The following is a 24,262-nucleotide window of genomic DNA, read 5'->3' as shown; positions in this document are numbered from 1 at the left end:
AGGGTCGCGGCATGAGGATCGTCACCTGGCTGCTGACCTACGCCGCGGGCGTGGCGGTGGCCGCGTGGCTCCTCGGCGGCATCCGGTTCGACGGCCCGGTGAGGGGCACGGCGGAGCTACAGGAGAAGGCGCTCCCGCTGCTCGGTGTCGCCCTGATCCTCGGCCTGGTCTCGATGATCGTGAAACCGGTGGTCAAGCTCCTCTCGCTGCCCTTCATCATCGTCACCATCGGCCTGTTCCTGCTCGTCATCAACGCCCTGATGCTCATGCTCACCGGCTGGATCGCCGGCCGCGTCGACCTCGGCTTCCACGTCGACGGCTTCTGGACGGCCCTGCTGGGCTCGATCGTGATCACGCTGGTCACGTGGGGCGTCGACTCGGTCATCGGGGACGACGACCGCTGATGCGTGGTCCGGCGGTGCCGCCGCGGCAGGGGTCCGGCCCCTACCGCGTCCACCTGGTCTGCCTGGGCAACATCTGCCGCTCCCCGATGGCCCACGTCGTCCTCGCCGAGCACCTCGAGCGCGCCGGGCTCGCCGGCGCGGTGGTGGTGACCAGCTCCGGCACCGGTGACTGGCACGTCGGCAACCCGATGGACACCCGGGCCGCGGCCACCCTGCTGGGAGCGGGATACGACGGGTCGCTGCACCGCGCCAGCCAGTGGGACCCCGATGCCCAGTACGACCTGGCGTTGGCCATGGACCACGACAACCTCGCCGGCATCGGCGGCCGCGGCGAGCGGCGCCGCCTCTTCCGGGACTTCGATCCCGTCGACCCGGGCCGCGACGTGCCGGACCCGTACTACGGTGGGCACGAGGGCTTCCTGGAGGTGTTGGCCATGGTCGAGCGCACGAGTGCCTCCCTGGTCGACGTCCTCCAGTCGACCCTGAGCGAGAGCGAGCCCGGCCGAGGTGCCCCACGATGACCCGCCAGCCGCTGGTCGCCCGCCGTGCCGAGGAGCTCCTCGGCACCGCTGTCGTGGCCACGGCGCCGGTCGCGGGCGGCGACATCGCCACCGCGACCCGGCTGCGCCTGTCCACCGGCGCGACGGCCCTGATGAAGACACTGCCCCACGCCCCCGAGGGCTTCTTCGAGGCCGAGGCCGCGGGCCTGCGCTGGCTGGGCGAGGTCGAGGGCGGCGTCCCGGTGCCCGAGGTGCTCGCAGCCGACGCCGAGTGCGTGATCCTGGCCTGGGTCGAGCAGACCGGGAAGACGGCGGTCGACTCGGCGGTCGCCTTCGGGCGGGCGCTCGCGCGCACCCACGCCGCCGGCGCGCCCGGCTTCGGGCTGGACAAGGACGGGTTCATCGGCCGGCTCCCGATGCCCAACCGGCCGGCTGAGACCTGGCCGGAGTTCTACGCGACCCGCCGGCTGCTGCCCTACCTCAAGCTGGCCCGGGACCGCGGTGCCGTCGAGGCCGAGGACGCATCCGCGATCGAGGGCATCATCGGCAAGCTCGTCTCGCTGCTCCCCGAAGAGCCACCCGCGCGCCTGCACGGCGACCTCTGGAACGGCAACTGCCTCTGGGGCGCCGACGGCCGCGTCCACGTCGTCGACCCGGCCGCCCATGGCGGGCACCGCGAGCTCGACCTCGCCATGCTGCACCTCTTCGGCCTGCCCCACCTCCCGCGGGTGATGGCGTCCTATGAGGAGACCACTCCCCTGGCCGAGGGCTGGGAGGACCGCCTCGGCGTGCACCAGCTCTTCCCGCTGCTCGTGCACGCGTGCATGTTCGGCGGCGGCTACGGCGCGCGGGCGGCCGACGTGGCGCGCCGCTACACCTGACCCTTCGGCGCCCGCGCCAGCCGGAAGCCGAGCCGCCCGAAGGTCACCAGGTCACCGGGGCGCACCGCGATCGTCCCCCAGGTCCTGCGGCCGTTCACGGTCGTGCCGTTGGTCGAGCCTCGGTCGAGCAGCAGCCACTGCCCGCCGTACCGCATCAGCACGGCATGCACCCGCGACACGGTGGGATCGGCGAGCACGACGTCGCAGTCGCCGGCCCGGCCGAGGATGAGGATCGGCCTGCGGTGGTCCGGCAGCGTCAGCGTCGGCACAGGGGCGGGCCGCGCCCGCGGGTGCCGGGCGATGCCGTGGAGGCCCGTGCGCAGCTCCAACCCCGTCATGGACTGACGCTAGACCCGGAGCGCGCCGTTGGGAATGGGCGAGGTCTCGACTTCGCTCGACCAGCCGAACGACTTCGCTCGACCAGCCGAACGACTTCGCTCGACCAGCCGGACGATGCCGTGGAGACCCGGCGCACAGGTCCCGCGCTCTCAGTGCGTGCTCAGGCGTGGATGGCAGAGTTGCCCCGTGCCCACCAGCAAGCCCCGGGTCCTCGTCGTGGACGACGACAAGGCCGTGCGCGAGTCGCTGCGCCGCTCGCTCGAGTTCAACGGCTACGACGTCGCGCTGGCCGCCGACGGGGCCGAGGCGCTGGTCGCCGCGGGCTCGACCCAGCCGGACGTCGTCGTGATGGACGTGATGATGCCCCGGCTCGACGGGCTGGAGACCACGCGCGCGCTCCGCGCCGCCGGCAACGACGTGCCGATCCTGGTGCTGACGGCCCGAGACGCGGTCGGCGACCGCGTCGAAGGTCTCGACGCGGGAGCAGATGACTACCTGACCAAGCCCTTCGCGCTGGCCGAGCTGCTGGCGCGGCTGCGCGCGCTCCTGCGCCGCGTCGTACCTGCCGACGGCGAAGCCGACGAGGTGCTGTCCTTCGCCGACCTCACCATGGAGGTGGCATCCCGGGAGGTACGCCGCGGCGAGCGACCGATCGAGCTGACCCGCACGGAGTTCACCCTGCTCGAGATGTTCCTGCGGCGGCCGCGGCGGGTGCTGGAGCGGTCGTTCATCCTCGAGGAGGTGTGGGGCTATGACTTCCCCACGACCGCCAACTCGCTCGAGGTCTACGTCGGCTACCTGCGCCGCAAGACGGAGGCCGAGGGGGAGCCCCGGCTCATCCACACGGTGCGCGGCGTCGGCTACGTGCTGAAGGAAGCGTGATGCCCGGGTGGGAGGACCGGCGCTGGCACTACCGGCGCTCGCTGGCCTCGCGGGTCGCCGTGCTCACCACCATCGCAGTCGGCGCCTCCATCGCCGCGATGGCGCTCGGCGCCTTCATCATGGTGCGGATGCAGCTGCAGGGCGCGCTCGACGAGTCGCTGCTCAACCGGGCGGACAAGGCGGCCCAGTCGACTGCGTTGTCAGAGCTGACGCGGAACAAGGCGCCCTCGTGGATGCTCGGCGCGGCCGATGTCCGGATCGCCTACGTGGACCTCACTGGCCCGATCCCCGACGTCATCTCCGCGGACGACGGGCCGGAGCTCAAGCTCGGCCTGCCCGAGGGCGAGGTGGCCGCAGGCCACCGGTCGCAGTCGGTGCGCACGATCGTCGCCGAGGGCGGCGTGCGCTACCGCGTTGCCACGGTGCAGGCGGGGCCCAACCAGGCATTGGTCCTGGCCCAGCCGCTCGAGTCACAGGACAAGACGCTGCGCAAGCTCGGTGGCGTGATGCTGACCTTCGGCGGCCTCGGCATCCTGGCCGCCGCCCTGGCCGGCTGGGGCGTCGCCAGCAACGGCCTGCGTCCGGTGCGCCGGCTGACCGGGGCCGTCGAGCACATCGCCGTCACCGAGGACCTCGCCCCGCTGGCCGTCGAGGGCGACGACGAGATCGCGCGCCTGTCCATCGCCTTCAACCAGATGCTGCTGGCGCTCGCCGCCTCGCGTGACCGGCAGAAGCAGCTCGTCGCCGACGCGGGCCACGAGCTGCGCACGCCGCTGACCTCGCTGCGCACCAACCTCGACCTGCTCGCCCAGGCCGACGACTCGGCCAAGGACGGCGCTCACGGCCTCTCGCCCGAGGCGCGGCGGGAGCTGCTCGACGACGTGCGTGCCCAGATCGCCGAGCTCACCACCCTCGTCGGCGACCTGGTCACCCTCGCCCGCGACGAGCCGTCGAGCGGCACGGTGGAGTCGGTCGAGATGGCGGAGGTGGTCGAGCGGGCGCTGGCGCGCGTACGCCGCCGGGCGCCGGGCCTGACCTTCGACGTGCAGCTGGCTGCCTGGCCGGTGTGGGGCGACGCCACCGCGCTCGAGCGGGCGGTGACCAACCTGCTCGACAACGCCGCGAAGTGGAGCCCCCCGGGCGACACCGTCACCGTGCGACTCGGTGGCGGCAGGCTCAGCGTGACCGACCAGGGCCCCGGCATCGCGGCCAAGGACCTGCCGCACGTGTGGGAGCGCTTCTGGCGGTCGGAGGAGTCACGCTCGATGCCCGGCTCCGGGCTCGGGCTCGCCATCGTCCGGCAGGTCGTGGAGCAGCACGGCGGGTCGGTGGGCGTGGAGTCACAGCCCGGCGCCGGATCCACCTTCTGGGTCGCGCTGCCGGCCCACCGCGCGCTGTAACGCCGGGTCAGGCGCTGTAGTGCCTATGAAATGTCATGGGTAGGACAAGCACTAACCCGGCGTTACAAGGGCGCTGAGCAGCCGCTCCGCCTTCCAGCGCGACTCCGCCCACTCCTCGCCGAGGTCGGAGAGCACGGTGATCCCGCCTCCCGTGCCGAGCCGCCACACGCCGTCGCCCGCCGTCGTCAGCGACCTGATCACCACGCCCAGGTCTGCCGCGCCGTCACCGCTGATCCAGCCGAACGCCCCGGCGTACACGCCCCTCGGCGTCGACTCCACCTCGTCGACGATCTGCATCGTGCGCAGCTTGGGTGCGCCCGTCATCGAGCCGGCCGGGAAGAGGGCCCGCAGCGCGCCCACCGTGGTCACGCCGGGACGCAGCCGCCCACGCACCGTCGAGACCAGCTGGTGCACCGTCTCGTAGGACTCCACGTCCATCAGCACCGGCACCTCGACGCTGCCGGGCCTGCAGACCATCGACAGGTCGTTGCGCAGCAGGTCGACGATCATCAGGTTCTCGGCGCGGCACTTGGGGTCGCCGGCCAGCCGGTCGCGCAGCGCCGCGTCCTCCTCGGCCGTCGCGCCGCGCGGCGTCGTCCCCTTGATCGGCTTGGTCTCCAGCACGCCGTCGGTCGTCACCACCGCGTAGCGCTCCGGGCTGCTCGAGAGCAGCCACGCGCGCGCGCCGTCGACGTCGTGCTGGAGGAACCCGGCGTACGGCGCGGGGTTGAGCTCGCGGAGCCGGAGGTACGTCGCCACCGGGTCGCCGCCCTCGGCCGCCACGCGGTAGGTCAGGTTGACCTCGTAGGAGTTGCCGGCGTGGAGGTGCTCCTGCACGCGCGCGAACGCCTCGGCGTAGTCGAGGGGTCCCGCGCCTGCGGAGGGCCCCTCCGCGCCAACCCCCCTCCGCTCGTCCCTCGCGGAGGGGGCCAGTCCCATCCACGGCGCGGAGGCGCCCTCCTCCGGCGCGGTCCCCAAGGCCGCCGCGGCGCTCACCGGATGGTCGAAGAGGCGGACGTGGGACGCCCGCATCCACACCGCGTCGGGGAGCACGCCGTCGGGGCGGGCGGGCAGGTCGGGGCGGGCGGCGTAGCCGAAGTAGCCGAACCACTGTTCCCCAGGCCCCATCTCGTCCTCGAGGGCCAGGAACGGGTCGTCGCCGACGACGGTCGACAAGCCGGCGGCGTGGCGGACGACCTCGCCGCGCGCGGCGTCGTACGACAGGGAGACCGCGTCGTCGTCGAGCCAGCCGATGAGCGACCGGCGGCCGGACCACTCGCGGGCGCCACCGCCGTCGAGCCAGAAGCAGCGGCGGTGGCGGGCGGCGACGTCACGGAAGAAGGAGACGGGGTCGGTCATGACAGGAAGTTCCTGACCAGCGCAGCGCCGTGCTCCGAGAGCACCGACTCGGGATGGAACTGCACGCCCTCCAGCGGCAGCGAGCAGTGACGCACGCCCATCACCACGCCGTCGTCGCTCCACGACGTCGCGACCAGCAACTCGGGCAGCTCCAGCGCGGCGAGCGAGTGGTAGCGGACGACGTCGAAGCGCTCCGGCAGCCCCGCGAAGACGCCGGCGCCGTCGTGCCGGATGGTGGCGACCTCGCCGTGGGCCGGGCGGACCCGGTCGACCGTGCCGCCGTACGCCGTGACCAGGCCCTGCATGCCGAGGCAGACGCCGAGCACGGGGCGGGTGCCGGCGAGCAGCACGTCGCGACCGACGGCGAAGTCGCGCGGGTCGGCCGGGTGGCCGGGGCCGGGCGAGAGGACGACGGCCTCGTGCGCGAGGACCTCCTCGGCGGAGACCTCGTCGTGCTGCACGACCCGGGGCATGCTGCCCGTGACGCCGGCGACGAGGTGCACGAGGTTCCAGGTGTAGGAGTCGTGGTGGTCGACCACGATCACGTCCCGGTGCACGCAGTGAGGCTAGCCCCTGGCCGAGGCCGGGTGGGCGGACGCGTCCGGTGGTCCAGCCCTCAGGACGTCAGGCCGCGGCAGGCGGGGCCAACGGGCTGGTCGCCGGCCGCGCCGGCGCAGGCGTCCCACTGCTCCAGCTTGCCGAGCAGCTCCCTGACCTTCGGCCGGTGCGCCTTCCTGGCGAAGGTGTTGGTGCGCTCCCAGGAGAGCCGCCTGGTGTAGCGGTAGAACTCGTATGCCCACTGCTCACGGTCCGCCGCAGGGTCGAGGTCGTAGCGCACCAGCAGCGCGTCCCGGCTGCGCACCGCGACGTACGACGGGACGCGGTCGAGCTCGTCGCCGGTGAACGCGGCGTCCGGGTCACCCTTCACCAGCGCCTGCCCGGTGTGCTCGAGGAACGCGTAGCGCTGGCGGACCAGGCTACGGTCGGCGAACGTCGGCAGCAGCGACACCCCCGACCGGTAGGGGGCGGGCGCGAGGCCGGCGATCTCCTCGAAGGTCGGCGCGAGGTCGATGTTGGTGGTGACCTCCGCCCGGCGGCCAGGCGAGACGCCCGGCCCCACGACGTAGAGCGGGACGCGGCTGTCGGTGCCGTAGGCCGTGCCCTTGCCGCGGCCGAGGCCGAGCTGGCCGAGGTGGAAGCCGTTGTCGGAGGTCAGCACGACGTAGGTGTTGTCGTCGACCACGCGCAGGATGCGACGCACGGTGCGGTCGATCGACTGCGCCATCCGCGCGCGGTCGCGCAGGTCGTGGATGGCGGCACTGGAGGGCAGGCTGCCGGGCACGGTGTTCCAAGCCCGCGCGGGCTCGCCGCGGCGGGTCACCGGGCGGTTGTCCCGCGGGTCGTCGCCGAAGCCCGGCAGGTCGCCCGTGGTCAGCGACCGGCACGGCACCCGCCCGCAGTTGCCCGGCCCGTCCGCGCCCGCCCGGTCACGGAAGAGCGGGGGGAAGACCGGGTCGCCGTCGTAGTAGCCCTTCGGCTGGGTGCGGTTGTGCGGCGCGTAGACCGCGACCTCCAGGAAGTACGGCGCGGCCGCGCCCGCCTGCGCGCGGATGAAGTCGAGCGACAGCCGCTCGATCACACTGGCCGCGGACGCGTTGTCCTTCTCCTCCGCGGACGCCGAGGCGGCGGGCGCGGGGTGGTGGCGCACCTTCAGCTGGCCGCCCTCGAGGTAGGTGCTATCGAAGTCCCAGCCGTCGTAGGCGGACCCGAAGACCACGTTGAAGACCGACCACCCGGGCTGGACCGGCGGCAGGGCGCGGCCGGCGAGCCACTCGTACTCGTTGAGGTACTTGCCGACGAAGCCGGTCGTGTAGCCGGCCCGCTGGAGGGCGACCGCGAACGACCTGGCCTCGTTGCCGTGCTCGTGGAAGGCGGGGAACCCGCCCAGCGGCGCGGCGTCGCGGTCACCCGAGGTGTTGGTGCGCACGCCGGTCTGGTGGGGGTACTGCCCGGTCAGCAGGCTCGAGCGCGAGACGCAGCACAGCGAGTCGACCGAGAACGCGCGGTCCCACCAGGCGCCCTTCCTCCGCAGCACCCGGGCCGTGCGCATCGTCTGGACCAGGTCCATCGAGAAGTCGTCCATCAGGACGAGCACCATGTTGGGCCGGTCTGCCGCGCGGGGTGCGGACCTCGGCTTCACCGCACTCACTGCGACGGCGTCACCGCCCTGTACTGGCTGGGCCTGGGCTCGCTGGACCTGCGCGCGGCCGCTCGGCGTGCCCTCTGCCGCGGTGCAGGCAGTGAGCAGCAGCAGGCAGGCCGCCGCGACCCCTCGACGTACTCGTGACAACTCGATCCCCCGTCCAACTGGCAAGCCACTCATGATGACGCACGCGGGACCCGTTCGGTTGCGCGCCACGCCAAAGTCAACCATTTAGGTCAACAATGAGCAGACCAGGTCGTGCAGGAGGTCGCGGCCGTCCTCGGTGAGGATCGACTCCGCGTGGAACTGGATGCCGCGGTAGTGCGGCCCGGTGAGCGCGTGGATGTCGCCCGAGTCGGAGTCGCGGTCGACGGTCACGCCCTCGGGGAGCTGGTCGTCGCCGGTCACCCGGCCGACGAAGGTGTTGTAGAAGCCCACCCGCTCGGTGCGGCCCTGGAAGGGGATCGCCGACTGCGTGCCCTGGAAGACGATGTCCTTGAAGGCCAGCGGGATGCCGAGGCGCTCGCACAGGGTCTGGTGCCCCAGGCAGACGGCCAGGAACGGCTGGCCGCTGGCCAGGAGGTCGTCGACGGCCTTGCGGAACGACGCGACCTTGGGGTGGTCGCCGTCGCGCGGGTCGCCCGGGCCCGGCCCGACGACCACGAGGTCGTGCCCGTCGAAGGCGCCGGTCGCGTAGTCCTCGTGGCGGACCACGGTCGACGTCATGCCGAAGACCCCGAAGACGTGGCGGAGCATGTTCACGAAGTCGTCCTCGCCGTGGAGGATCACCACCTTCTTGCCCGCCAGCGCCGGGTCGACGAGCGAGCCCTCCTGGTCGGTCAGCCAGAATCGGCTCAGCCGCTGGTTGCGCGAGCCGAGCGCGAGCAGCACGTCCTCGTCGCGCGCGAGTGCGGCGACGTCGCTGCCGTCCGACGGCGCGGCGGGCACCAGGCCGAAGGCGCTGAGGATGCCGCCCGCCTTGGCGCGGGTCTCGGCGACCTCGTAGGCGGGGTCGGAGTCGCGCACCAGGGTGGCGCCGGCCGTCACCTTGAGCTCGCCGGCCGGCGAGACGTCGGCGGTGCGGATCAGGATCGGCGAGTCCATGGTGTGCCGGCCCTCGGCGTCGCGGCCGAAGAGCGCCAGCGCGGCGGCGTAGTAGCCCCGGCCCTCGGTCTCGTAGTGGGAGATCAGGCGGCAGGCGTTCTCGACGGGCGCCCCGGTGACCGTGGCGGCGTACATCGTGTCGCGCAGGATCTCGCGCGGGTCGCGCTCGCTTCGGCCGGCCAGCAGGTACTCGGTGTGCACCAGGTGGGTCATCGGCTTGAGGAACGGGCCCAGCACCTGGCCGCCCTCGTGGCAGATGTCGCACATCATCTTGAGCTCTTCGTCGACGACCATGAAGAGCTCGTAGATCTCCTTCTCGTCGGCGAGGAAGTCGAGGAGCCGGTCCTTGAGGTCGCCCTCCGCCCCCTCGCCCGGCCTGACCCGGAAGGTGCCGGAGATCGGGTTCATCCGCACGTCGCCGCCCTTCACCGACACGTGCCGCTCGGGGCTCGCGCCAATCAGGAACCGGTCCCCGGTGAAGAAGAGATAAGTCCAGTAGGCGCCGCGCTCGCGCTCGAGCAGCCGGCGGAAGACGGTGAGCGCCTTCTCCGCGCTCCAGTCCGCGACGACGGCGCGGTAGTGACGGCCGATGACGAGGTTGGCGCCCTCGCCCTGGCCGATCTCGTCGCGGATGATCGCCTCGACGATGTCCTCGTACGCCGCGTCGTCGACGACGAAGCCGCCGCGGTCCGTGAACTCGATGGGCTCGTCCGGCAGCGCCGCGAGCAGCGCGTCGACGTCCACCTCGTGCTCGGCGTCGAGATCGACCACCACGAGGGGCGTGCCGTCGTCGATCGCCTCGAAGCCCCGCTCGCGCACCTGGCGGAAGGGCACCGCGACGAGCCGGTCGGCCGTGCGGCCGTCCTCGGGGACGCCGTCCTCGAGGGGGATGTCCGTGAGCGAGTCCACGACGCTGCGCCGCCCGCCCACGATGCCGGCGGTGGGTGCGGCCTTGCGCCGGATGATCGCCCACGCCTCCAGCCCCCGGACGTCGTCGAGCAGCGCTCGGACCTCCTGGGCGTCGGTGACCGTGGGACTCATGGCCGAAACCCTACGGCGGCGCGGCGTTCGCCGACCCCGCGGTCCGTCATGCAGATCCGCACTCATGGGTTCGGATCGGGATGGCGGATCCCGATCCGGCTCAGCCCACGGTCGTGAGCAGCTGCGTCGCGCGCGTGAGTACGACGTAGAGCGAGGCGCGGCCGGTGGCCGACTCGGCCTCGATCTCCTCGGGACGGACGACCACGATGCCGTCGAACTCCAGGCCCTTGGTGTCGAGCCCCGTGAGCACCACGACACGGTCCTCCCCGCTCGGCGGCTGGCTGGAGTCGACGGCCGCTCGCGCCCCGGCGGCGTCCTCGGCCCGCTCGGGCCACGACGCGAGCCACGCGTTGACCTCGCTGCGCCGGGCGACGGGCACGACGATCCCGATCGTGCCCTGCACGCGCGAGGCGATCTCGTCCACCGCCGCGCGGGTGGCGCCCTCGAGGTCGGCGCCGGAGTCCACCTCCTTCGGCTCCTCGCCCGTCCGGCGCACGGCGTCGGGCAGGTCGGCGTCGAGGCCGACCCGCTCGGCGTAGGCGGCGGCGTAGGAGTAGATCTCCGCGGAGTTGCGGTAGTTGGTGGAGAGGTGGAACTCGTGCTGCTCCTTGCCCTCCAGCGCCTCTGCCCGGGCGGCCGCCGACTCGGCGGGCACCGGCCACGACGACTGCGCAGGGTCGCCGACGATCGTCCAGCTGGCGGTCCGGCCGCGCCGGCCGACCATCCGCCACTGCATCGGCGTGAGGTCCTGCGCCTCGTCGATGAGCACGTGGGCGAAGCCGTCGTCCTCGATCCGGTGGGTTGGCGGCTGCCAGGCCCGGCCGGACGGCGCATATTCGCGGTCGGCGGCCGTCGTCAGCTCCTGCAGGTCGATCCCGCCCTCGAGGAGCGCGTGGTCCTCCTCGTCGTCGCTGCTGTGCTGCGGGATGTCGCCCAGCGCGTAGCGCAGCTCGTCGAGCAGCGGCACGTCCTCCACCGACAGCGTCGGATCGGCCCACGACTTGGTGAGCAACCGCTGCTCCTCCGGGGTCAGCACGCCCTCGGCGACGCGGGTCAGGAACTCCGGGTCGCGCAGCCAGCCGAGCACCGTCGGCGCAGCGAGCGGGGGCCACCACGCCAGCGCGAAGTCCACGAAGTCCTGGCGCGAGAGCATGTCGTCGTCAAAGCGCTCGCGGCCGGCCTCGCGGCCCCGCTCGCCGCGCACCTGGCGCCACATCGCGTCGAGCAGCGTGCGGGAGACCCGCGGCAGCTGGCGGTTGCGCAGGCCCTGGGACATCAGCTGGCGCCGCAGCCGGCCGAGCACCTGGCGGTCGAGGACGATGCGGTCGTCGCGCCAGAAGACGGAGAATTCGGTCGGCGACCCGGGCGCCTGCTGCCGCGCCGTACGACGCATCAGCTCGGCCATCCGCGCAGCACCCTTGAGATCGGCGACCGCCGGCTCGTCGTGGCGGACGGCGCGCACCCCGTCGACGACCTCGCCGAGGGAGCGGAGCGCGACGGCGGTCTCGCCGAGGCTCGGGAGCACACGCTCGATGTAGCGCATGAAGACGCCGCTGGGGCCGACGACGAGCACGCCGCCCGTCTCGTAGCGGCGGCGGTCGGAGTAGAGCAGGAAGGCGGCGCGGTGCAGCGCCACGACGGTCTTGCCGGTGCCGGGGCCGCCGGAGATCGACACGACGCCCTTGCCGGGCGCGCGAATCGCCTTGTCCTGCTCGGCCTGGATGGTGGCGACGATCGAGTGCATCGAGCGGTCGCGGGCCCGGGAGAGCTGGGCCATCAGGGCGCCCTCGCCCACGATCGGGAGGTCGGTCTCGACCGAGTCGTCGAGCAGCTCGTCCTCGACGCCGACCACGGTCCGGTGGTGGGAGCGGAGCACCCGGCGGCGGACCACGCCCCGCGGCTCGGCGGCCGTCGCCTGGTAGAACACCGCGGCGGCCGGGGCGCGCCAGTCGATCAGCAGGGTGTCGCGATTGGCGTCGCGCAGGCCGATCCGGCCGATGTAGCGCGGCTCCGCGTCGATCTCCTCGCGCAGGTCGAGGCGCCCGAAGACCAGCCCCTCGTGGGCGGCGTCGAGCTGGGCGATGCGCCTGGCCGCCTGGAACACCATGGCGTCGCGCTCGACCAGCCCGCCCTCGTGGCCCAGCCGGCCGCGGGCGTGGCCCTCCCGGGCGAGCTCGTGGGCAGCAACGGCGGACGCCTCGAGCTGCGCATAGACCGTGTCGACGTAGGCCTGCTCGGCGGCGGCCTCTCGTGCGGCGAGATCCTCAGACACGCGGGTGCTTCCCCCTGGAGCTGGAGATTGACAAAGAGGATCAAGCCTACTGTCCCCTGACCGGTGTCTCACCGGGGTTGCTGTAACGCCGGGTTAGGAGCTGTAGGCCCCATGAAATTTCATGGTCCCTACAAGGGCTAACCCGGCGTTACAGCGGGCGCCTCACTTCTTGCGTGAGAGGAAGGCGAGCATCGCGTCGCGGGCCTCGTCGGAGGCGAACAGCCGGGCGCTGAGGGCCGCCATCTCCTCGCCGTACGCCTCGATGCGCGCCACGAGGTCGGCGTTGAGGATGCGCTTGGCTTCGCGCAGCCCCTGCGGCGCGCCGCTCGCCAGGCTGGCGCACACCTCGGCCACGCGGGCGTCGAGCCGGTCGGCGGGCACGGCCTCGGTGACCAGGCCGTACGACGCCGCGGCAGCGCCGCCGAAGACCTCGCCGCCGAGGGTGGTCAGGGCAGCGGCGCGGGGGTGCATCCGGTGGTGCACTGTCAGGCTGATGGCCGCGGCGGCCAGGCCGAGCCTGACCTCGGTGAGGGCGAAGGTGGCGTCCTCGCTGGCGATGCAGATGTCGCTGGCGGCGACGATGCCGATGCCGCCGGCCCGCACCGGGCCGGCGAGCCGGGTCACGACGGGCTTGTCCAGGGTGACGATCCGGCGCTGGAGCTCGACCATCGCCCGGGGGCCTTCGGCGAGGCTCTCGGCGCTGGCCTCGGAGAGGTCGGCTCCGGAGCAGAAGACCGGGTCGGCGCTGGTGAGCAGCACGACCCGCACGTCGTCGTCGGCCGCAGCGGTGCGCAGTCGCTCGAGGAGCTCGGTGACGAGCTGGCGGCTGAGCGCGTTGCGGTTGTGAGGCGAGTCGAGGGTGATGGTGGCGATGGAGTCGGTGACGGCCAGGTGGACGAGCTCGGTCGGTTGGTCGGTCGCGCTCTGGTCGGTCATGGGCCGCATTGTGCCGCAGGCGAGCAGCGGGTGTAACTCGGAGTTACGGCGACCGGTGCACTCCGCGCGGAGCCCGGGGAGTGACTCAGACGGCCGGCGGGCTGCCGGGCTCCGGCGGCTCCTGCTGCTCGCGGCGCTTCTGCTCCTCGTAACGGCGGCGCTGCTCCTCGGCGCGCGCCCGCACCCGGCGGAGGAACTCCGCGTCCTTCTCCGGGTTCGCGGCCGCCGCGCGGCCGGGCCGGTCGTACTCCGGGAACTGCGACCCGGCCCCCTGCGAGCGTGCCACCCGACCGGCGGCCGGCGGTCGGCCGGCGAAGAACCAGGCCAGCGACCCGGCGAGCGGGACGAAGAGGACGAGCAGCAGCCAGGCGATGCGCGGCAGGTTGCGGATGTGCTTCTCCTCGGTGCTGAGGATCTGCACCATCGCGACGACCGTGAGCACCAGGCTCACGACCGACATCAGCAGGTAGAACTTCACCACGCGCCCATCCTCACCCCTCGCACCAAGCGGCGGGGGCAGATCGCCGAACCCGTCCCGATTCCGTGGTTGACTCGAGGACATGGACGCCGTGGCGGCAGCCTTCGAGGCCACGCCGAGGACGGGCTTCCTGCGCCCCGAGAGCCGCGAGCGGGCCGCGTACGACGGTCCGCTGGCGATCGGCTGCGGGCAGACCAACTCCCAGCCCCGGACGGTCGAGGACATGCTGCGCCTGCTCGACGTCCGTCCAGGGCAGACCGTGCTGGACGTGGGGTCGGGGTCCGGCTGGACGACGGCCCTGCTGGCCCACCTCGTCGGACCGACCGGGCAGGTGCGCGGGGTCGAGATCGAGCCCGCGCTGGTCGATTTCGGACGGGCCAACCTCCAAGCGGTCGGCCGCCCCTGGGCGCGGATCGACGAGGCCACGCCCGGTGTGCTCGGCGACCCGGACCACGCGCCGTACGACCGGATCCTGGTGTCGGCCGAGGCCCGCGAGCTGCCGCTGGAGCTCGTCGACCAGCTCGCCGACGACGGCGTGATGGTGATCCCGGTGTCGGGCTGGATGACGCGGGTCACCAACCCCGGCGCCGTCGTCACCGAGCACGGGGCCTACCGATTCGTGCCCCTGCGCTGACGCGGCTCGCCCCTCAGGCAGGCCGGTCGACCGCCTCGACGAGGTGCTGCGGCGCCTGGAGGCAGTAGGAGTCGGTGAGCAGCTCGTGCAGCTCGGTCCAGTCCGTCGACTCGTCGAGCAGGAGGCCGATGACGTTGCCGCCCCAGCCGGCCCGGAAGTAGGGCGCGCCGAGGTGCTCGAAGGCGGCGACCTCGTCGGGCTCGCCGCGGAAGGTGATGCGGAACAGCTGGTCCTCGCCCCCGAAGACGTGGGCGACCGTGTCGCTGCCGACGCGCCAGCGGACGCCGACCCAGGCGTCCTCCTCGCGGAGCTGGGGCAGCCCCTGCACGCAGGACCGCACCCGGTCGAGCATCCACTCCGGCACCAGGGGTCGCTCCGCCTTCGCCATGCGCCGATCGTGGCACGCCGCACCGACACGCGGCCAACGTCATGGCTCAGTAGGACTTCGGCAGCCCGAGCGTGTGCATCCCGACGAAGTTGAGGATCATCTCGCGGCTCACCGGCGCGATCCGGCCCAGGCGGGCGGCGATGAGCAGGTTGGCCAGCCCGTACTCCTCGGTGAGGCCGTTGCCGCCGTGGGTGTGCACCGCGACGTCGGCCGCGTTGCAGGCGATCTCGCCGCCGGCGTACTTGGCCATGTTGGCGTACTCACCCGCCCCGAAGTCGTCGCCGGCGTCGTAGAGCGCGGCCGCCTTCTGCTGGAGCAGGCGCGACTGCTCGAGCTCGATCTTGACCCTGGCCAGCGGGTGGGCGATGCCCTGGTGGGAGCCGATCGGCTGGTCCTTCCACACCGAGCGGGTCCTGGCATAGTCGACCGCCTTGCCGAGCGCGTAGCGCGCCATCCCGTTGGACAGCGCCGCGCCCATGATCCGCTCCGGGTTGAGGCCGGCGAAGAGCTGCCACAGGCCGCCGTCCTCGTCGCCGACGAGCGCGTCGGCGGGCAGCCGGACGTCGTCGAGGAAGAGGGTGAACTGCTTCTCCGGCGCCTTCCAGGCCATCGGGATCGGCGTGCGGGTGAAGCCCTGGGCGTCGGTCGGCACCACGAAGAGCGCCGGCTTGAGCTTGCCGGTCCTGGCGTCGGCGGTGCGGGAGACGATCAGCACCGCGTGCGCCTCGTCGACGCCCGAGATGAAGGTCTTCTGCCCGTTGAGCACCCACTCGTCGCCGTCGCGGATGGCGGTGGTGGTGATCTGGTGGGCGTTGGAGCCGGCGTCGGCCTCGGTGATGCCGAAGGCCATCAGCAGCGTGCCGTCGGCGATGCCGGGCAGCCACTTCTGCTTCTGCCTCGGCGTGCCGCAGCGGGTGATGATCGAGCCGCAGATGGCGGGCGAGACCACCATCATCAGCAGGGGCGCGCCGGCGGCCGCCGCCTCCTCGAGGACCGCAGCCAGGTCGGCCATGCCGCCGCCACCCCCGCCGTACTCCTCGGGGATGTTGACGCCGAGGTAGCCCTGCTTGCCCATGTCGAGCCACAGGTCGGTGGTCTTGCCGCCGGTGGCCACCTGCTTCTCGATGTACTCGCGACCGTACGACGCGGCGAGCCTGGCGACCGCCTCGCGCAGCGCCGTACGCTCCTCGGGCTCGGTGAACATGTCGCTCATGCGTCCTCTCCTTCTTCGCCGGCGGCTGGCTCGTCGGTCGACCTTGTCGGGACCACGACGGCCAGCACGGCGCCCGCCTCGACCTGCTGGCCCTCGGTGGCGGCCAGCTCCGTCACGGTGCCGGCGTAGGGCGCGGCGATGGTGTGCTGCATCTTCATGGCCTCCATCACGAGGATGGGCTGGCCCTCGGCGACCACGTCGCCGACCGCCGCGCGGAGCGCGATGACGGAGCCCGGCATCGGCGCGAGCAGCGAGCCCGCGGCCACCTGGGTGGCCGGGTCGACGAAGCGCGGCTTGCGGCGCAGGGCGACGTGCCCGAGCGATGACTCCACGTCGACTGACTGCGAAACCGGGTCCCGGGCGCTATGAATGGTGAAGGTACGCCGCACGCCGGCCACCTCGAGCACCACGCTGTCCGGCCCGGCTTCCCGGACGATGACGTCGTCGCGGTCGGCCGACCGGAACGACCGGCCGCCGTACCAGTGGACCGCCACCTCCTCCGGTTCGTTGGTCGAGCTTGACGAGACCAGGAAAGCCGTCTCCTGCGGCTGCGAGACGACGTTGCGCCATCCCGCAGGGATCCGGGTCTGGACGGGCCGCGCGAGACGGGCCGCCTCAGCAAGGGCGATCGCCGCGGCGAACGCCGAGAGCGGGACCGCCTGCTCACCGCCGGGCACGGCGCCGAGCGCGCTCAGGTCGGAGCCGTCCAGCCACGTGGTGTCCATGGTCGCGCCGGTCACGACCAGGTCGCGCAGCAGGTTCACCAGCAGGTCGCGGTTGGTCCTCAGCCCGTGCAGCTGGGCCTTGGCCAGGGCACCGGCGAGCTGGCGCAGCGCCTGATCGCGGGTCGGAGCCCAGACGATGACCTTGCTGAGCATCGCGTCGTAGAACGTGCCGATCTCGTCGCCGGCGCCGACGCCCGAGTCGAGCCGGATGCCGTAGCCGGTGGTGGCGAACTGCGACACCACGCCGGGCACCTCGAAGCGGGTGATCCGGCCCGACTGCGGCTGGTAGCCGTGGGCCGGGTCCTCGGCGTAGAGCCGGACCTCGATCGAGTGGCCCTTCGGGGCGCCGACCTCGAGGCCGGCCAGCGACCGGCCCTCGGCGACCGCGATCTGCAGGGCCACCAGGTCGACCCCGAAGACGGCCTCGGTGACGGGGTGCTCCACCTGAAGCCGGGTGTTCATCTCCAGGAAGTAGAAGCGGTCCGACGCCACGTCGTAGAGGAACTCGACGGTGCCCGCACCGCGGTAGTCGATCGCGTCCGCCGCCACCTTGGCAGCCTCGTGCAGTGCCTTGCGCGTGGCCTCGGGAAGCGCCGGCGCCGGGGCTTCCTCGATCACCTTCTGGTGGCGGCGCTGCACCGAGCAGTCGCGGTCGCCGAAGACGATCGCGCCGTCGGCCCCTCCTTCTGCTCCCAGCCCGACGACCTGGACCTCGATGTGCCGGCCGGACTGGATGTAGGGCTCGACGAAGACCGTGCCGTCGCCGAAGGCCGAGGCAGCCTCGGACTGCGCGGCCTCGATCTCACCCCGCAGGGCGTCGAGCGAGTTGACGATCCGCATGCCGCGGCCGCCGCCCCCGGCGGACGCCTTGACGAGCAGCGGGGTCTCGATACGGGTCTCGATACGCTCGCTGGCGCTCGCTACTCGACCTCCGAGATCGCTGGCGCTCGCTACTCGACCACCGCTCGAGAGCTCCTCGCCCGTCCAGCTCGGGAGCACCGGGACGCCGGCGGCCTCCATCAGCTTCTTGGACTCGATCTTCGAGCCCATCTTCTCGATGGACGACGGGTCCGGGCCGACCCAGGTCAGCCCGGCGTCGATGACCTGCTGAGCGAAGGCGGCGTTCTCGGACAGGAAGCCGTAGCCGGGGTGGACGGCGTCGGCGCCCGCCTTCCTGGCGGCCTCGATGACGAGGTCACCGCGCAGGTAGGTCTCGGCGGGCGTGCTGCCGGGCAGGTGCACCGCGACGTCGGCGTCGCGGACGAACGGCATCCCCGCGTCGGCGTCGGAGTGCACCGCCACGGTCTCGATGCCGAGGTCGCGGCAGGTGCGGAAGACGCGGCGCGCGATCTCGCCCCGGTTGGCGACGAGCAGTCGGGTGATCACAGTCGAAACACCCCGAAGTTCATGGCGCCCTCGATCGGCTGGTTGTCGATGACGGACAGGCAGATGCCCAGGACGGTGCGGGTGTCACGCGGGTCGATCACGCCGTCGTCGTAGACGAGGCCGGAGAGGAACTCGGGCAGCGACTGGTCCTCGACCATCTGCATGACGAAGGCCTTGACGCCCTCGAACTCGTCGGCGTCCCAGGGCTTGCCCTTCTTCTCTGTGGACTCGCGCATCACGATCTCCATGACGCCGGCGAGCTGGGCCGGGCCCATGACGGCGGACCTGGCCGACGGCCAGGTGAAGAGGAAGCGGGGGTCGTAGGCGCGGCCGTTCATGCCGTAGTTGCCCGCGCCATAGGAGGCGCCCATGATCACCGTGAGGTGCGGGACCTTCGAGTTGGAGACCGCGTTGATCATCATCGCGCCGTGCTTGATGATGCCGCCCTGCTCATACTCCGTGCCGACCATGTAGCCGGTGGTGTTGTGCAGGAAGAGCAGCGACGTGTCCTTCTGGTTGGCCAGCTGGATGAACTGCGCGGCCTTCTGCGCCTCCTCCGACATGAGCACGCCTCGGGCGTTGGCGACGATGCCGATCGGGTGGCCGTGCAGCGTGGCCCAGCCGACGCAGAGCGAGGAGCCGTACAGCGGCTTGAACTCGTCGAACGGCACTGCGTTGTCACCGTGGCCCGGCCCCGAAGTGCCGTCGACGATGCGCAGGATCGCCTCCCGCGGGTCGAACGGCTCCTTCAGGTCGGTGGGGATGAGCTCGAGCAGGCCCTCGGGGTCGAGGTCGGGCTCGGCGTACGTCGGGGCAGGCGGGCTGCCCTTCTTCCGCCAGTTGAGCCGGGCCATGCACCGGCGGGCGAGGCGGATCGCGTCGTACTCGTCGACCGCCAGGAAGTCCGAGGAGCCGGAGATCCGCGAGTGCATCTCGGCTCCGCCGAGCGACTCGTCGTCGGTCTCCTCGCCGGTGGCCATCTTCACCAGCGGCGGGCCGGCCAGGAACACCTTGGCCTGCTCCTTGACCATGATCACGTAGTCGCTCATGCCGGGGACGTAGGCGCCACCGGCCGTCGAGTTGCCGAACACCACCGAGATGGTCGGCAGCTTCATCGCCGACGACCGCGTCAGGTCCCGGAACGCCTTGCCGCCGGGGATGAAGATGTCCTTCTGGGTGGGCAGGTCGGCGCCGCCCGACTCGGTCAGGTTGATCGTCGGGAGCCTGTTCTTCTCCGCGATCTCCGCGGCCCGGAAGCTCTTGCGGAGCGACATCGGGTTGAGCGCTCCGCCCTTCACCGTCGGGTCGTTGGCGACGATCATGCACTCCACGCCGGAGACGACGCCGATGCCGGTGACCATGCTCGCGCCGACCGCGAAGTCGCTGCCCCAGCCGGCCAGCGGCATCAGCTCGAGGAACGCGGAGCCCTCGTCGACGAGCAGCTCGATGCGCTCGCGGGCGGTGAGCTTGCCGCGCTCCCTGTGGCGCTCGATGTAGTCACCGCCCGCGTTGACGGCCTTCTGCTGCTCGGCCTCGATGCGGGCGATCTTGTCGAGCATCGCCTGGCGCCTCTCGTTGGTCGAGTCGCCCGAGCCGCCAGGCGCGGGCGTATCGCGGCCGGTCGTCTCGGCGGTCATGTGCTGTACCCCAGGAGCCGGGCTGCCAGGTCGGTGAGCACCTCGGTGGCGCCACCGCCGATCGGCAGCAGGCGGACGTCGCGGTAGTGGCGCTCGACCTCGGACTCGCGCAGGTAGCCCATGCCGCCGTGCAGCTGCACGGCCTGGTCGGCGACCCAGACGGCGGTGTCGACCGCCGTCTGCTTGGCCAGGCACGCGTCGGCGACCACGCTCTCCCCCGCGTCGTACCGCGACGCGACCTCGAGGGTGTAGCTGCGCGCCACCGCCACCTGGCGGTGCATCTCGGTGAGCTTGGCGCGGACGACCTGGTTGGCCACGAGCGGCTTGCCGAAGGCCTCGCGGTCCTTGCAGTGCTGCGCGGTGAGGTTGAGGCAGCGCAGCGCGTGGCCGTAGCCCATCAGGGCCAGCCAGATCCGCTCGGAGACGAAGCTCTGGGCGATGTAGTGGAAGCCGTGGTTCTCCTCGCCGACCAGGTTGGTGACCGGGACGCGGACGTCCTCGTAGGAGAGCTCGCCGGTGTCGGACGCGAGCCAGCCCATCTTGTCGAGCTGGCGGGAGACGGTGAAGCCGGGCGTGCCCCGGGGGACCACGATCAGCGAGATGCCGTGCGCGCCGTCCTCGCCGGTGCGCACCGCCGTGGTGACGAAGTCGCCGCGCACTGAGGAGGTGATGAACGTCTTCGCGCCGTTGATGACGTAGTGGTCACCGTCGCGGACCGCGCGAGTGGTGATGCCGGCGACGTCCGAGCCGGCCCCGGGCTCGGTCACGCCGAGCGAGCCGATCATGTCGCCGGAGAGCACCGGCCGCACGTAGGTGTCGATCAGCTCCTTCGAGCCGAACCGGGCGATGTGCGGGATCGCGATCCCGTGGGTGTACGCCGCGGCCATCAGGCCGCCGGACCAGCCGGCCTCCATGAAGCCCTCCTGCATCGCGCAGACATCGAGGAGCGTGCCGCCCTCGCCGCCCACCTCCTCCGGGACGCCGACGCCGAGCAGGCCCGCGTGCGCCAGCCTCTTCTGGAAGCCGCGGGGGATCTCGCCGTGCCGCTCCCACTGCTCGAGGTGCGGCGTGACCTCACGCCTGGTGAACTCGAGCGCGGAGCGCTTGAGCGCGAGCCGTTCCTCGCTCCACCCGTGGGTGAACGTCGTCGTCACAGGAGCTCCTCCGGGACGCGGATGGTGCGGGACCGCAGCCATTCGCCGAATCCCTTGGCCTGCGGGTCGAAGCGGGAGGTGGCGGCCACGCCGGCACCCAGCAGGCCACGGACCAGCACGTTGACGCCGCCCAGGTTGGGCAGGGGATAGACCTCGATGTCCAGGCCCGCAGCCTCCGGCACGAGCCGGCGGACGGTGTCCTCGGTGATCGTGGCGAGCAGCCAGGCGACGCGCGCGTCGTACTTCTCGTCGTCCTCGTGCTCTACCCATAGGCCGAGGTTGGCGTCGCCGCCCTTGTCGCCGGACCGGGCGTAGACGAAGGTGCCGAGCGGCACGCCGCGGGTCGCGCCGTACGCCGCCGCGGCCTCGCTGGTCGAGCCGTACGCCGCCGCTCCCTCGCTGGTCGAGTAGCCCGAGCCGCCAGGCGAGGGCGTATCGAGACCGGACGTCACTCGACGAACGACTGGGTCGGCGATCACCTCGCGACGGCCGTCGGCGTGGACGACGGTGTGCTCGACAGCGTCGCGCGGGACGTAGCCCGGGGTGTAGATGCCGTACGGCGTGCCCGGCGCCGGCGGGCGGGTGACCGCGAAGCCCGGGTAGGACGCGAGGGCCAGCTCGATGATCGGGCCGGTGAGGCCCTTGCCGACCGGGTCGGGCTCCGGGTCGAAGGCGTTGAGCCGGAGCAGGGTCGCGCCCTGCTCCTCGGTCGGGGCGTCCTCGCGGGGCAGCACGGTCTCGGACCACTCGAGACGCGCGGGCCGGTCGTCACCCAGCGACTCCTCGACCTGCTGCCGGATCCAGGCGGCCTTCTCCTCGATGTCGAGGCCGGTGAGGACGAGCTCCACGCTGTTGCGCCAGCCCCCGACGTAGTTGAGGCAGACCTTGAGCGCTTCCGGGGGCCCGAAGCCGCGCACGCCGGTCACCGAGACCCGGTCGTCGCCCGCCTGCGCCAGGGTGACGGTCGCCAGGTCGACGGTGACGTCGGGGTTGAGGTAGCGGGTCGTCTGGATCTCGTAGACGAGCTGTGCCGTCACGGTGTCGACGGTGACCGCTCCACCGGTCCCGGCCTGCTTGGTGATCACGCAGGAGCCGTCGGCGGCGACCTCGGCCACCGGGAAGGCGAGCGGCTTGCGCCGGTCGGGAAGGGTGAGGAAGCCGCTGAAGTTGCCGCCCGTCGCCTGGGTGCCGCACTCGATGACGTGGCCCGCGACGACGGCGCCGGCGAGCTCGTCGTACTGCTCCGGCGTCCAGCCGAAGGCATGGATCGCGGGCCCGACGACGAGCGAGGCGTCGGTGACCCGGCCGGTGACGACGACGTCGGTGCCCGCCCCGAGCGCGGCCGCGATGCCGAAGGCACCGAGGTAGGCGTTGGCGGTGAGCGGGCTGCCGTGGTCAGGGTGCGCCAGGCCGAGCGTGTCGACCTTGCCGCGCAGGTCGTCACCCTCGACGTGGGCGATCTTCGCGTCCAGGCCGAGGGCCTCGGCGACCTCGCGGAGCCTGGCAGCCAGGCCGGCGGGGTTGAGGCCGCCGGCGTTGCTGACGATCTTCACGCCCTTCTCGAGCGCGAGGCCGAGGCACTGCTCGACCTGCGTCACGAAGGTGCGGGCGTAGCCGAGGGCGGGGTCCTTGCAGGTGTCCTTGCCGAGGATGAGCATCGTCAGCTCGGCGAGGTAGTCGCCCGTGAGGTAGTCGAGTCTCTGGTCACCACCGGCACCCTCCAGCAGCTCGCGCATGGCGGAGAGCCGGTCGCCGTAGAAGCCGGAGCAGTTGCCGATCCGGACCATCTCGGTGGTTGAGGTGCGAGCGGAGCGAGCCTCGAAACCACTGATCCCGGTCATGCGATCCCGCGCTTGGGCTCGCGCCCGCCGCCGGCCGGGCCGGCGAAGCACTGGGCGATGTCGAGCCACGTGTCCGCGTCGGGACCGACCGCAACCAGGTCCGTGTCGGCGCGGTGCAGGCGCTGGGTGACCAGCGCACAGAAGTCGTACGCCGAGCCGGTGACCGCCTGGGGCGCGTCATCGGGGCCGAACGTCCACACGTCGCCGGACGGGGAGGTCAGCTCGAGACGGAACTGCTCGGCCGGCGCCTCGAGGCCCACGTTGGCGAACGAGTAGTCGCGGGTGCGGAAGCCGATGCTGGCGACGTGGCGGATCCGGTCGGTCGGCTCGACGTGGACGCCGAGGGCCTCGGCGATGTCGAGGCCGTGCGCCCACGTCTCCATGAGGCGAGCGGTCGCCATGCTGGCCGGGGCCATGGGCGGGCCGAACCACCTCACCTTCCCGCCCTCGGGGAAGTCCCGGAGCACCTGCGCCAGCGCCGGGCGGGAGGCCTGCCAGCGCTCGAGCAGCAGCCTGGGGTCGACCTGCGCGCCCTCGGCCGCCGCGGTGTCGACGAACCCCGCCGGGTCGTTGATCGCGTCCATCACGACCTCGTCCCACTTCGCCTTGTCGGTGGCGGCCAGGATCGCGACCTCGTCGGTCCACGCGAGGTGACTGATGGTGGTGGCGATGTCCCAGCCCTCGGCGGGCGTCGGCCGACGCCAGCCAGCGGCGGTGAGAGGCGAGACCAGCGCCTCGACGGCGAGCCCCTCGGCCTCGAGGTCGGCGATGACCTGCTCGAGCACGTCGTTGCTCACCGGTTCTCCTGGAGCTTCTCGTCGAGCACGTCAGCCCAGCTGTCGAGGATGCGCCCACGCCGGCGCGTGTCGTCGGAGATCGTGTTGGCCAGGCCGAGGCCGCGCACCAGGTCGAGGGTGGCCTGCACCAGCTCACGCACGCCGGGACGCGACTCGTCGGCGCCGAGCGCCTCGACGGTCATCCGGTGGGTCTCGCGGCCGACCCTCTGCTCCAGCGGCCCGACAGCCTCGAGCAGGGCGGGGTCGGTGCGCGCGGCGACCCACAGCTCGAGCGCCGCGGCGAAGACCGGCGAGCTGAAGTGGTCGCCCAGCATCCGCACCACCGCGCGGGTCCGGCCTTCGCCGTCGGGCAGCTCGGCGACGGCGCGCCCGAGCTCCCCGCCGCGGAGCTCGGTCAGATGGCTCACCGCCGCGACGACGAGGGCGTTCTTCGTCGGGAAGTGGTGCAGCTGCGCGCCCCGGGAGACTCCAGCCCGCTCGGAGACGACCGTCGTCGTGGTGCCCGAGAATCCCCGCTCCACCAGGCACTCGACAGTCGCCTCGAGGAGTCGGTGCCGCATGGCGCGGGTGCGCTCCTCCTGCGGCACGCGGGTCGTGGTGCTCATCACCCCATCCTGGGGGTGTCACTAACAAACAGTCAAGCCTGACTGTTTATTGCCTGTGGTGAACCTGCCTCTCGCCGACCCGG

22 protein-coding genes are annotated in these 24,262 nt (G+C 72.2%); 6 read left to right on the top strand and 16 right to left on the bottom strand.

The annotated features are described in order from the left end of the window. The first annotated feature begins 11 nt into the window (after positions 1-11). From DDE18_RS01085 to DDE18_RS01075, 3 genes are read left to right on the top strand one after another with little or no spacing between them, the layout of a single operon-like run. Positions 12-404 carry a phage holin family protein gene (locus tag DDE18_RS01085; RefSeq protein WP_116570388.1) on the top strand — a complete coding sequence of 131 codons (393 nt, stop codon included), beginning with the start codon at positions 12-14 and terminating at the stop codon, positions 402-404. Next, positions 404-925 (top strand): low molecular weight protein-tyrosine-phosphatase, encoded by a 522-nt coding sequence (locus DDE18_RS01080; protein ID WP_116570387.1) that lies wholly within the window; start codon positions 404-406, stop codon positions 923-925. Before DDE18_RS01085 ends, DDE18_RS01080 begins: the two co-directional genes overlap by 1 nt. Beyond that, positions 922-1,785 (top strand): fructosamine kinase family protein, encoded by an 864-nt coding sequence (locus DDE18_RS01075; protein WP_116570386.1) that lies wholly within the window; start codon positions 922-924, stop codon positions 1,783-1,785. The genes DDE18_RS01080 and DDE18_RS01075 overlap by 4 nt, the downstream gene beginning before the upstream one ends. Here DDE18_RS01075 and DDE18_RS01070 read toward each other — a convergent pair. Continuing rightward, positions 1,776-2,123 carry an FHA domain-containing protein gene (locus DDE18_RS01070; RefSeq protein ID WP_116570385.1) on the bottom strand — a complete coding sequence of 116 codons (348 nt, stop codon included), beginning with the start codon at positions 2,121-2,123 and terminating at the stop codon, positions 1,776-1,778. The two genes, DDE18_RS01075 and DDE18_RS01070, sit on opposite strands and share 10 nt — an antisense overlap. Before the next feature lie 187 nt (positions 2,124-2,310). On the opposite strand from DDE18_RS01070, the gene DDE18_RS01065 reads away from it, so the two are divergent. After that, a complete protein-coding gene (locus DDE18_RS01065) occupies positions 2,311-3,006 on the top strand; it encodes a response regulator transcription factor (protein WP_245916378.1) in 696 nt (231 codons plus the stop codon). Next, entirely contained in the window at positions 3,006-4,406 is a 1,401-nt protein-coding gene (locus DDE18_RS01060) for a sensor histidine kinase (RefSeq protein ID WP_116570384.1), read from the top strand. Before DDE18_RS01065 ends, DDE18_RS01060 begins: the two co-directional genes overlap by 1 nt. 51 nt (positions 4,407-4,457) lie before the next feature. Here the strand turns inward: DDE18_RS01060 and DDE18_RS01055 are convergent, their stop codons facing one another. The 7 genes from DDE18_RS01055 to DDE18_RS01025 form a co-directional block, all read right to left on the bottom strand. Beyond that, entirely contained in the window at positions 4,458-5,765 is a 1,308-nt protein-coding gene (locus DDE18_RS01055) for an anthranilate synthase component I family protein (protein WP_116570383.1), read from the bottom strand. Further along, positions 5,762-6,322 carry an anthranilate synthase component II gene (locus DDE18_RS01050; RefSeq protein WP_116570382.1) on the bottom strand — a complete coding sequence of 187 codons (561 nt, stop codon included), beginning with the start codon at positions 6,320-6,322 and terminating at the stop codon, positions 5,762-5,764. Before DDE18_RS01050 ends, DDE18_RS01055 begins: the two co-directional genes overlap by 4 nt. 59 nt (positions 6,323-6,381) lie before the next feature. Further along, positions 6,382-8,115, bottom strand: coding sequence for a sulfatase-like hydrolase/transferase (locus tag DDE18_RS01045; protein WP_165820967.1), 1,734 nt, complete (start codon positions 8,113-8,115; stop codon positions 6,382-6,384). Positions 8,116-8,199: 84 nt separating this feature from the next. After that, positions 8,200-10,113: an anthranilate synthase family protein gene (locus DDE18_RS01040; protein WP_116570380.1), complete on the bottom strand. Its 1,914-nt coding sequence runs from the start codon at positions 10,111-10,113 to the stop codon at positions 8,200-8,202. 100 nt (positions 10,114-10,213) lie between these two features. Beyond that, positions 10,214-12,385, bottom strand: coding sequence for a HelD family protein (locus DDE18_RS01035; RefSeq protein WP_116570379.1), 2,172 nt, complete (start codon positions 12,383-12,385; stop codon positions 10,214-10,216). 162 nt (positions 12,386-12,547) lie between these two features. Further along, positions 12,548-13,321 (bottom strand): enoyl-CoA hydratase-related protein, encoded by a 774-nt coding sequence (locus DDE18_RS01030; RefSeq protein WP_116570378.1) that lies wholly within the window; start codon positions 13,319-13,321, stop codon positions 12,548-12,550. A gap of 85 nt (positions 13,322-13,406) precedes the next feature. After that, on the bottom strand, positions 13,407-13,802 hold the full coding sequence (locus DDE18_RS01025; protein ID WP_245916377.1) for a PLD nuclease N-terminal domain-containing protein: 396 nt from the start codon (positions 13,800-13,802) through the stop codon (positions 13,407-13,409). A 79-nt stretch (positions 13,803-13,881) separates the two neighbouring features. On the opposite strand from DDE18_RS01025, the gene DDE18_RS01020 reads away from it, so the two are divergent. Next, entirely contained in the window at positions 13,882-14,433 is a 552-nt protein-coding gene (locus DDE18_RS01020) for a protein-L-isoaspartate O-methyltransferase family protein (RefSeq protein WP_116570377.1), read from the top strand. Positions 14,434-14,446: 13 nt separating this feature from the next. On the opposite strand, the gene DDE18_RS01015 is transcribed toward DDE18_RS01020, so the two are convergent. From DDE18_RS01015 to DDE18_RS00980, 8 genes are all read right to left on the bottom strand, one after another. Further along, a complete protein-coding gene (locus tag DDE18_RS01015; RefSeq protein ID WP_211754353.1) occupies positions 14,447-14,821 on the bottom strand; it encodes an MmcQ/YjbR family DNA-binding protein in 375 nt (124 codons plus the stop codon). A 46-nt stretch (positions 14,822-14,867) separates the two neighbouring features. Then, positions 14,868-16,034, bottom strand: coding sequence for an acyl-CoA dehydrogenase family protein (locus tag DDE18_RS01010; RefSeq protein WP_116570376.1), 1,167 nt, complete (start codon positions 16,032-16,034; stop codon positions 14,868-14,870). Beyond that, entirely contained in the window at positions 16,031-18,145 is a 2,115-nt protein-coding gene (locus DDE18_RS01005; protein WP_116570375.1) for an acetyl/propionyl/methylcrotonyl-CoA carboxylase subunit alpha, read from the bottom strand. Before DDE18_RS01005 ends, DDE18_RS01010 begins: the two co-directional genes overlap by 4 nt. After that, positions 18,142-19,704 (bottom strand): acyl-CoA carboxylase subunit beta, encoded by a 1,563-nt coding sequence (locus DDE18_RS01000; protein WP_211754386.1) that lies wholly within the window; start codon positions 19,702-19,704, stop codon positions 18,142-18,144. Before DDE18_RS01000 ends, DDE18_RS01005 begins: the two co-directional genes overlap by 4 nt. 74 nt (positions 19,705-19,778) lie before the next feature. Beyond that, positions 19,779-20,936: an acyl-CoA dehydrogenase family protein gene (locus tag DDE18_RS00995; protein WP_245916376.1), complete on the bottom strand. Its 1,158-nt coding sequence runs from the start codon at positions 20,934-20,936 to the stop codon at positions 19,779-19,781. After that, positions 20,933-22,777 (bottom strand): acyclic terpene utilization AtuA family protein, encoded by a 1,845-nt coding sequence (locus DDE18_RS00990; RefSeq protein WP_245916375.1) that lies wholly within the window; start codon positions 22,775-22,777, stop codon positions 20,933-20,935. The genes DDE18_RS00995 and DDE18_RS00990 overlap by 4 nt, the downstream gene beginning before the upstream one ends. Continuing rightward, the gene (locus tag DDE18_RS00985; RefSeq protein WP_245916374.1) at positions 22,774-23,574 is read right to left on the bottom strand and encodes a TIGR03084 family metal-binding protein; all 801 of its coding nucleotides are present in this window, start codon (positions 23,572-23,574) and stop codon (positions 22,774-22,776) included. The genes DDE18_RS00990 and DDE18_RS00985 overlap by 4 nt, the downstream gene beginning before the upstream one ends. After that, positions 23,571-24,179, bottom strand: coding sequence for a TetR/AcrR family transcriptional regulator (locus DDE18_RS00980; protein WP_116570372.1), 609 nt, complete (start codon positions 24,177-24,179; stop codon positions 23,571-23,573). Before DDE18_RS00980 ends, DDE18_RS00985 begins: the two co-directional genes overlap by 4 nt. Positions 24,180-24,262 lie beyond the last annotated feature (83 nt).

Origin of the sequence: Nocardioides gansuensis, from assembly GCF_003076135.1 — a bacterium.
Classification (GTDB): Bacteria; Actinomycetota; Actinomycetes; order Propionibacteriales; family Nocardioidaceae; genus Nocardioides; species Nocardioides gansuensis.
This window is presented reverse-complemented; position numbering and strand designations above follow the sequence as displayed.

Excerpts from the sequence above, each read along its gene's own strand:
- DDE18_RS01085 (WP_116570388.1), top strand. The coding sequence starts at position 12 with ATGAGGATCGTCACCTGGCTGCTGACCTACGCCGCGGGCGTGGCGGTG.
- DDE18_RS01080 (WP_116570387.1), top strand. The coding sequence starts at position 404 with ATGCGTGGTCCGGCGGTGCCGCCGCGGCAGGGGTCCGGCCCCTACCGC.
- DDE18_RS01075 (WP_116570386.1), top strand. The coding sequence starts at position 922 with ATGACCCGCCAGCCGCTGGTCGCCCGCCGTGCCGAGGAGCTCCTCGGC.
- DDE18_RS01070 (WP_116570385.1), bottom strand. The coding sequence starts at position 2,123 with ATGACGGGGTTGGAGCTGCGCACGGGCCTCCACGGCATCGCCCGGCAC.
- DDE18_RS01060 (WP_116570384.1), top strand. The coding sequence starts at position 3,006 with ATGCCCGGGTGGGAGGACCGGCGCTGGCACTACCGGCGCTCGCTGGCC.
- DDE18_RS01055 (WP_116570383.1), bottom strand. The coding sequence starts at position 5,765 with ATGACCGACCCCGTCTCCTTCTTCCGTGACGTCGCCGCCCGCCACCGC.
- DDE18_RS01040 (WP_116570380.1), bottom strand. The coding sequence starts at position 10,113 with ATGAGTCCCACGGTCACCGACGCCCAGGAGGTCCGAGCGCTGCTCGAC.
- DDE18_RS01030 (WP_116570378.1), bottom strand. The coding sequence starts at position 13,321 with ATGACCGACCAGAGCGCGACCGACCAACCGACCGAGCTCGTCCACCTG.
- DDE18_RS01020 (WP_116570377.1), top strand. The coding sequence starts at position 13,882 with ATGGACGCCGTGGCGGCAGCCTTCGAGGCCACGCCGAGGACGGGCTTC.
- DDE18_RS01015 (WP_211754353.1), bottom strand. The coding sequence starts at position 14,821 with ATGGCGAAGGCGGAGCGACCCCTGGTGCCGGAGTGGATGCTCGACCGG.
- DDE18_RS01010 (WP_116570376.1), bottom strand. The coding sequence starts at position 16,034 with ATGAGCGACATGTTCACCGAGCCCGAGGAGCGTACGGCGCTGCGCGAG.
- DDE18_RS01000 (WP_211754386.1), bottom strand. The coding sequence starts at position 19,704 with ATGCTCGACAAGATCGCCCGCATCGAGGCCGAGCAGCAGAAGGCCGTC.
- DDE18_RS00990 (WP_245916375.1), bottom strand. The coding sequence starts at position 22,777 with ATGACCGGGATCAGTGGTTTCGAGGCTCGCTCCGCTCGCACCTCAACC.
- DDE18_RS00980 (WP_116570372.1), bottom strand. The coding sequence starts at position 24,179 with ATGAGCACCACGACCCGCGTGCCGCAGGAGGAGCGCACCCGCGCCATG.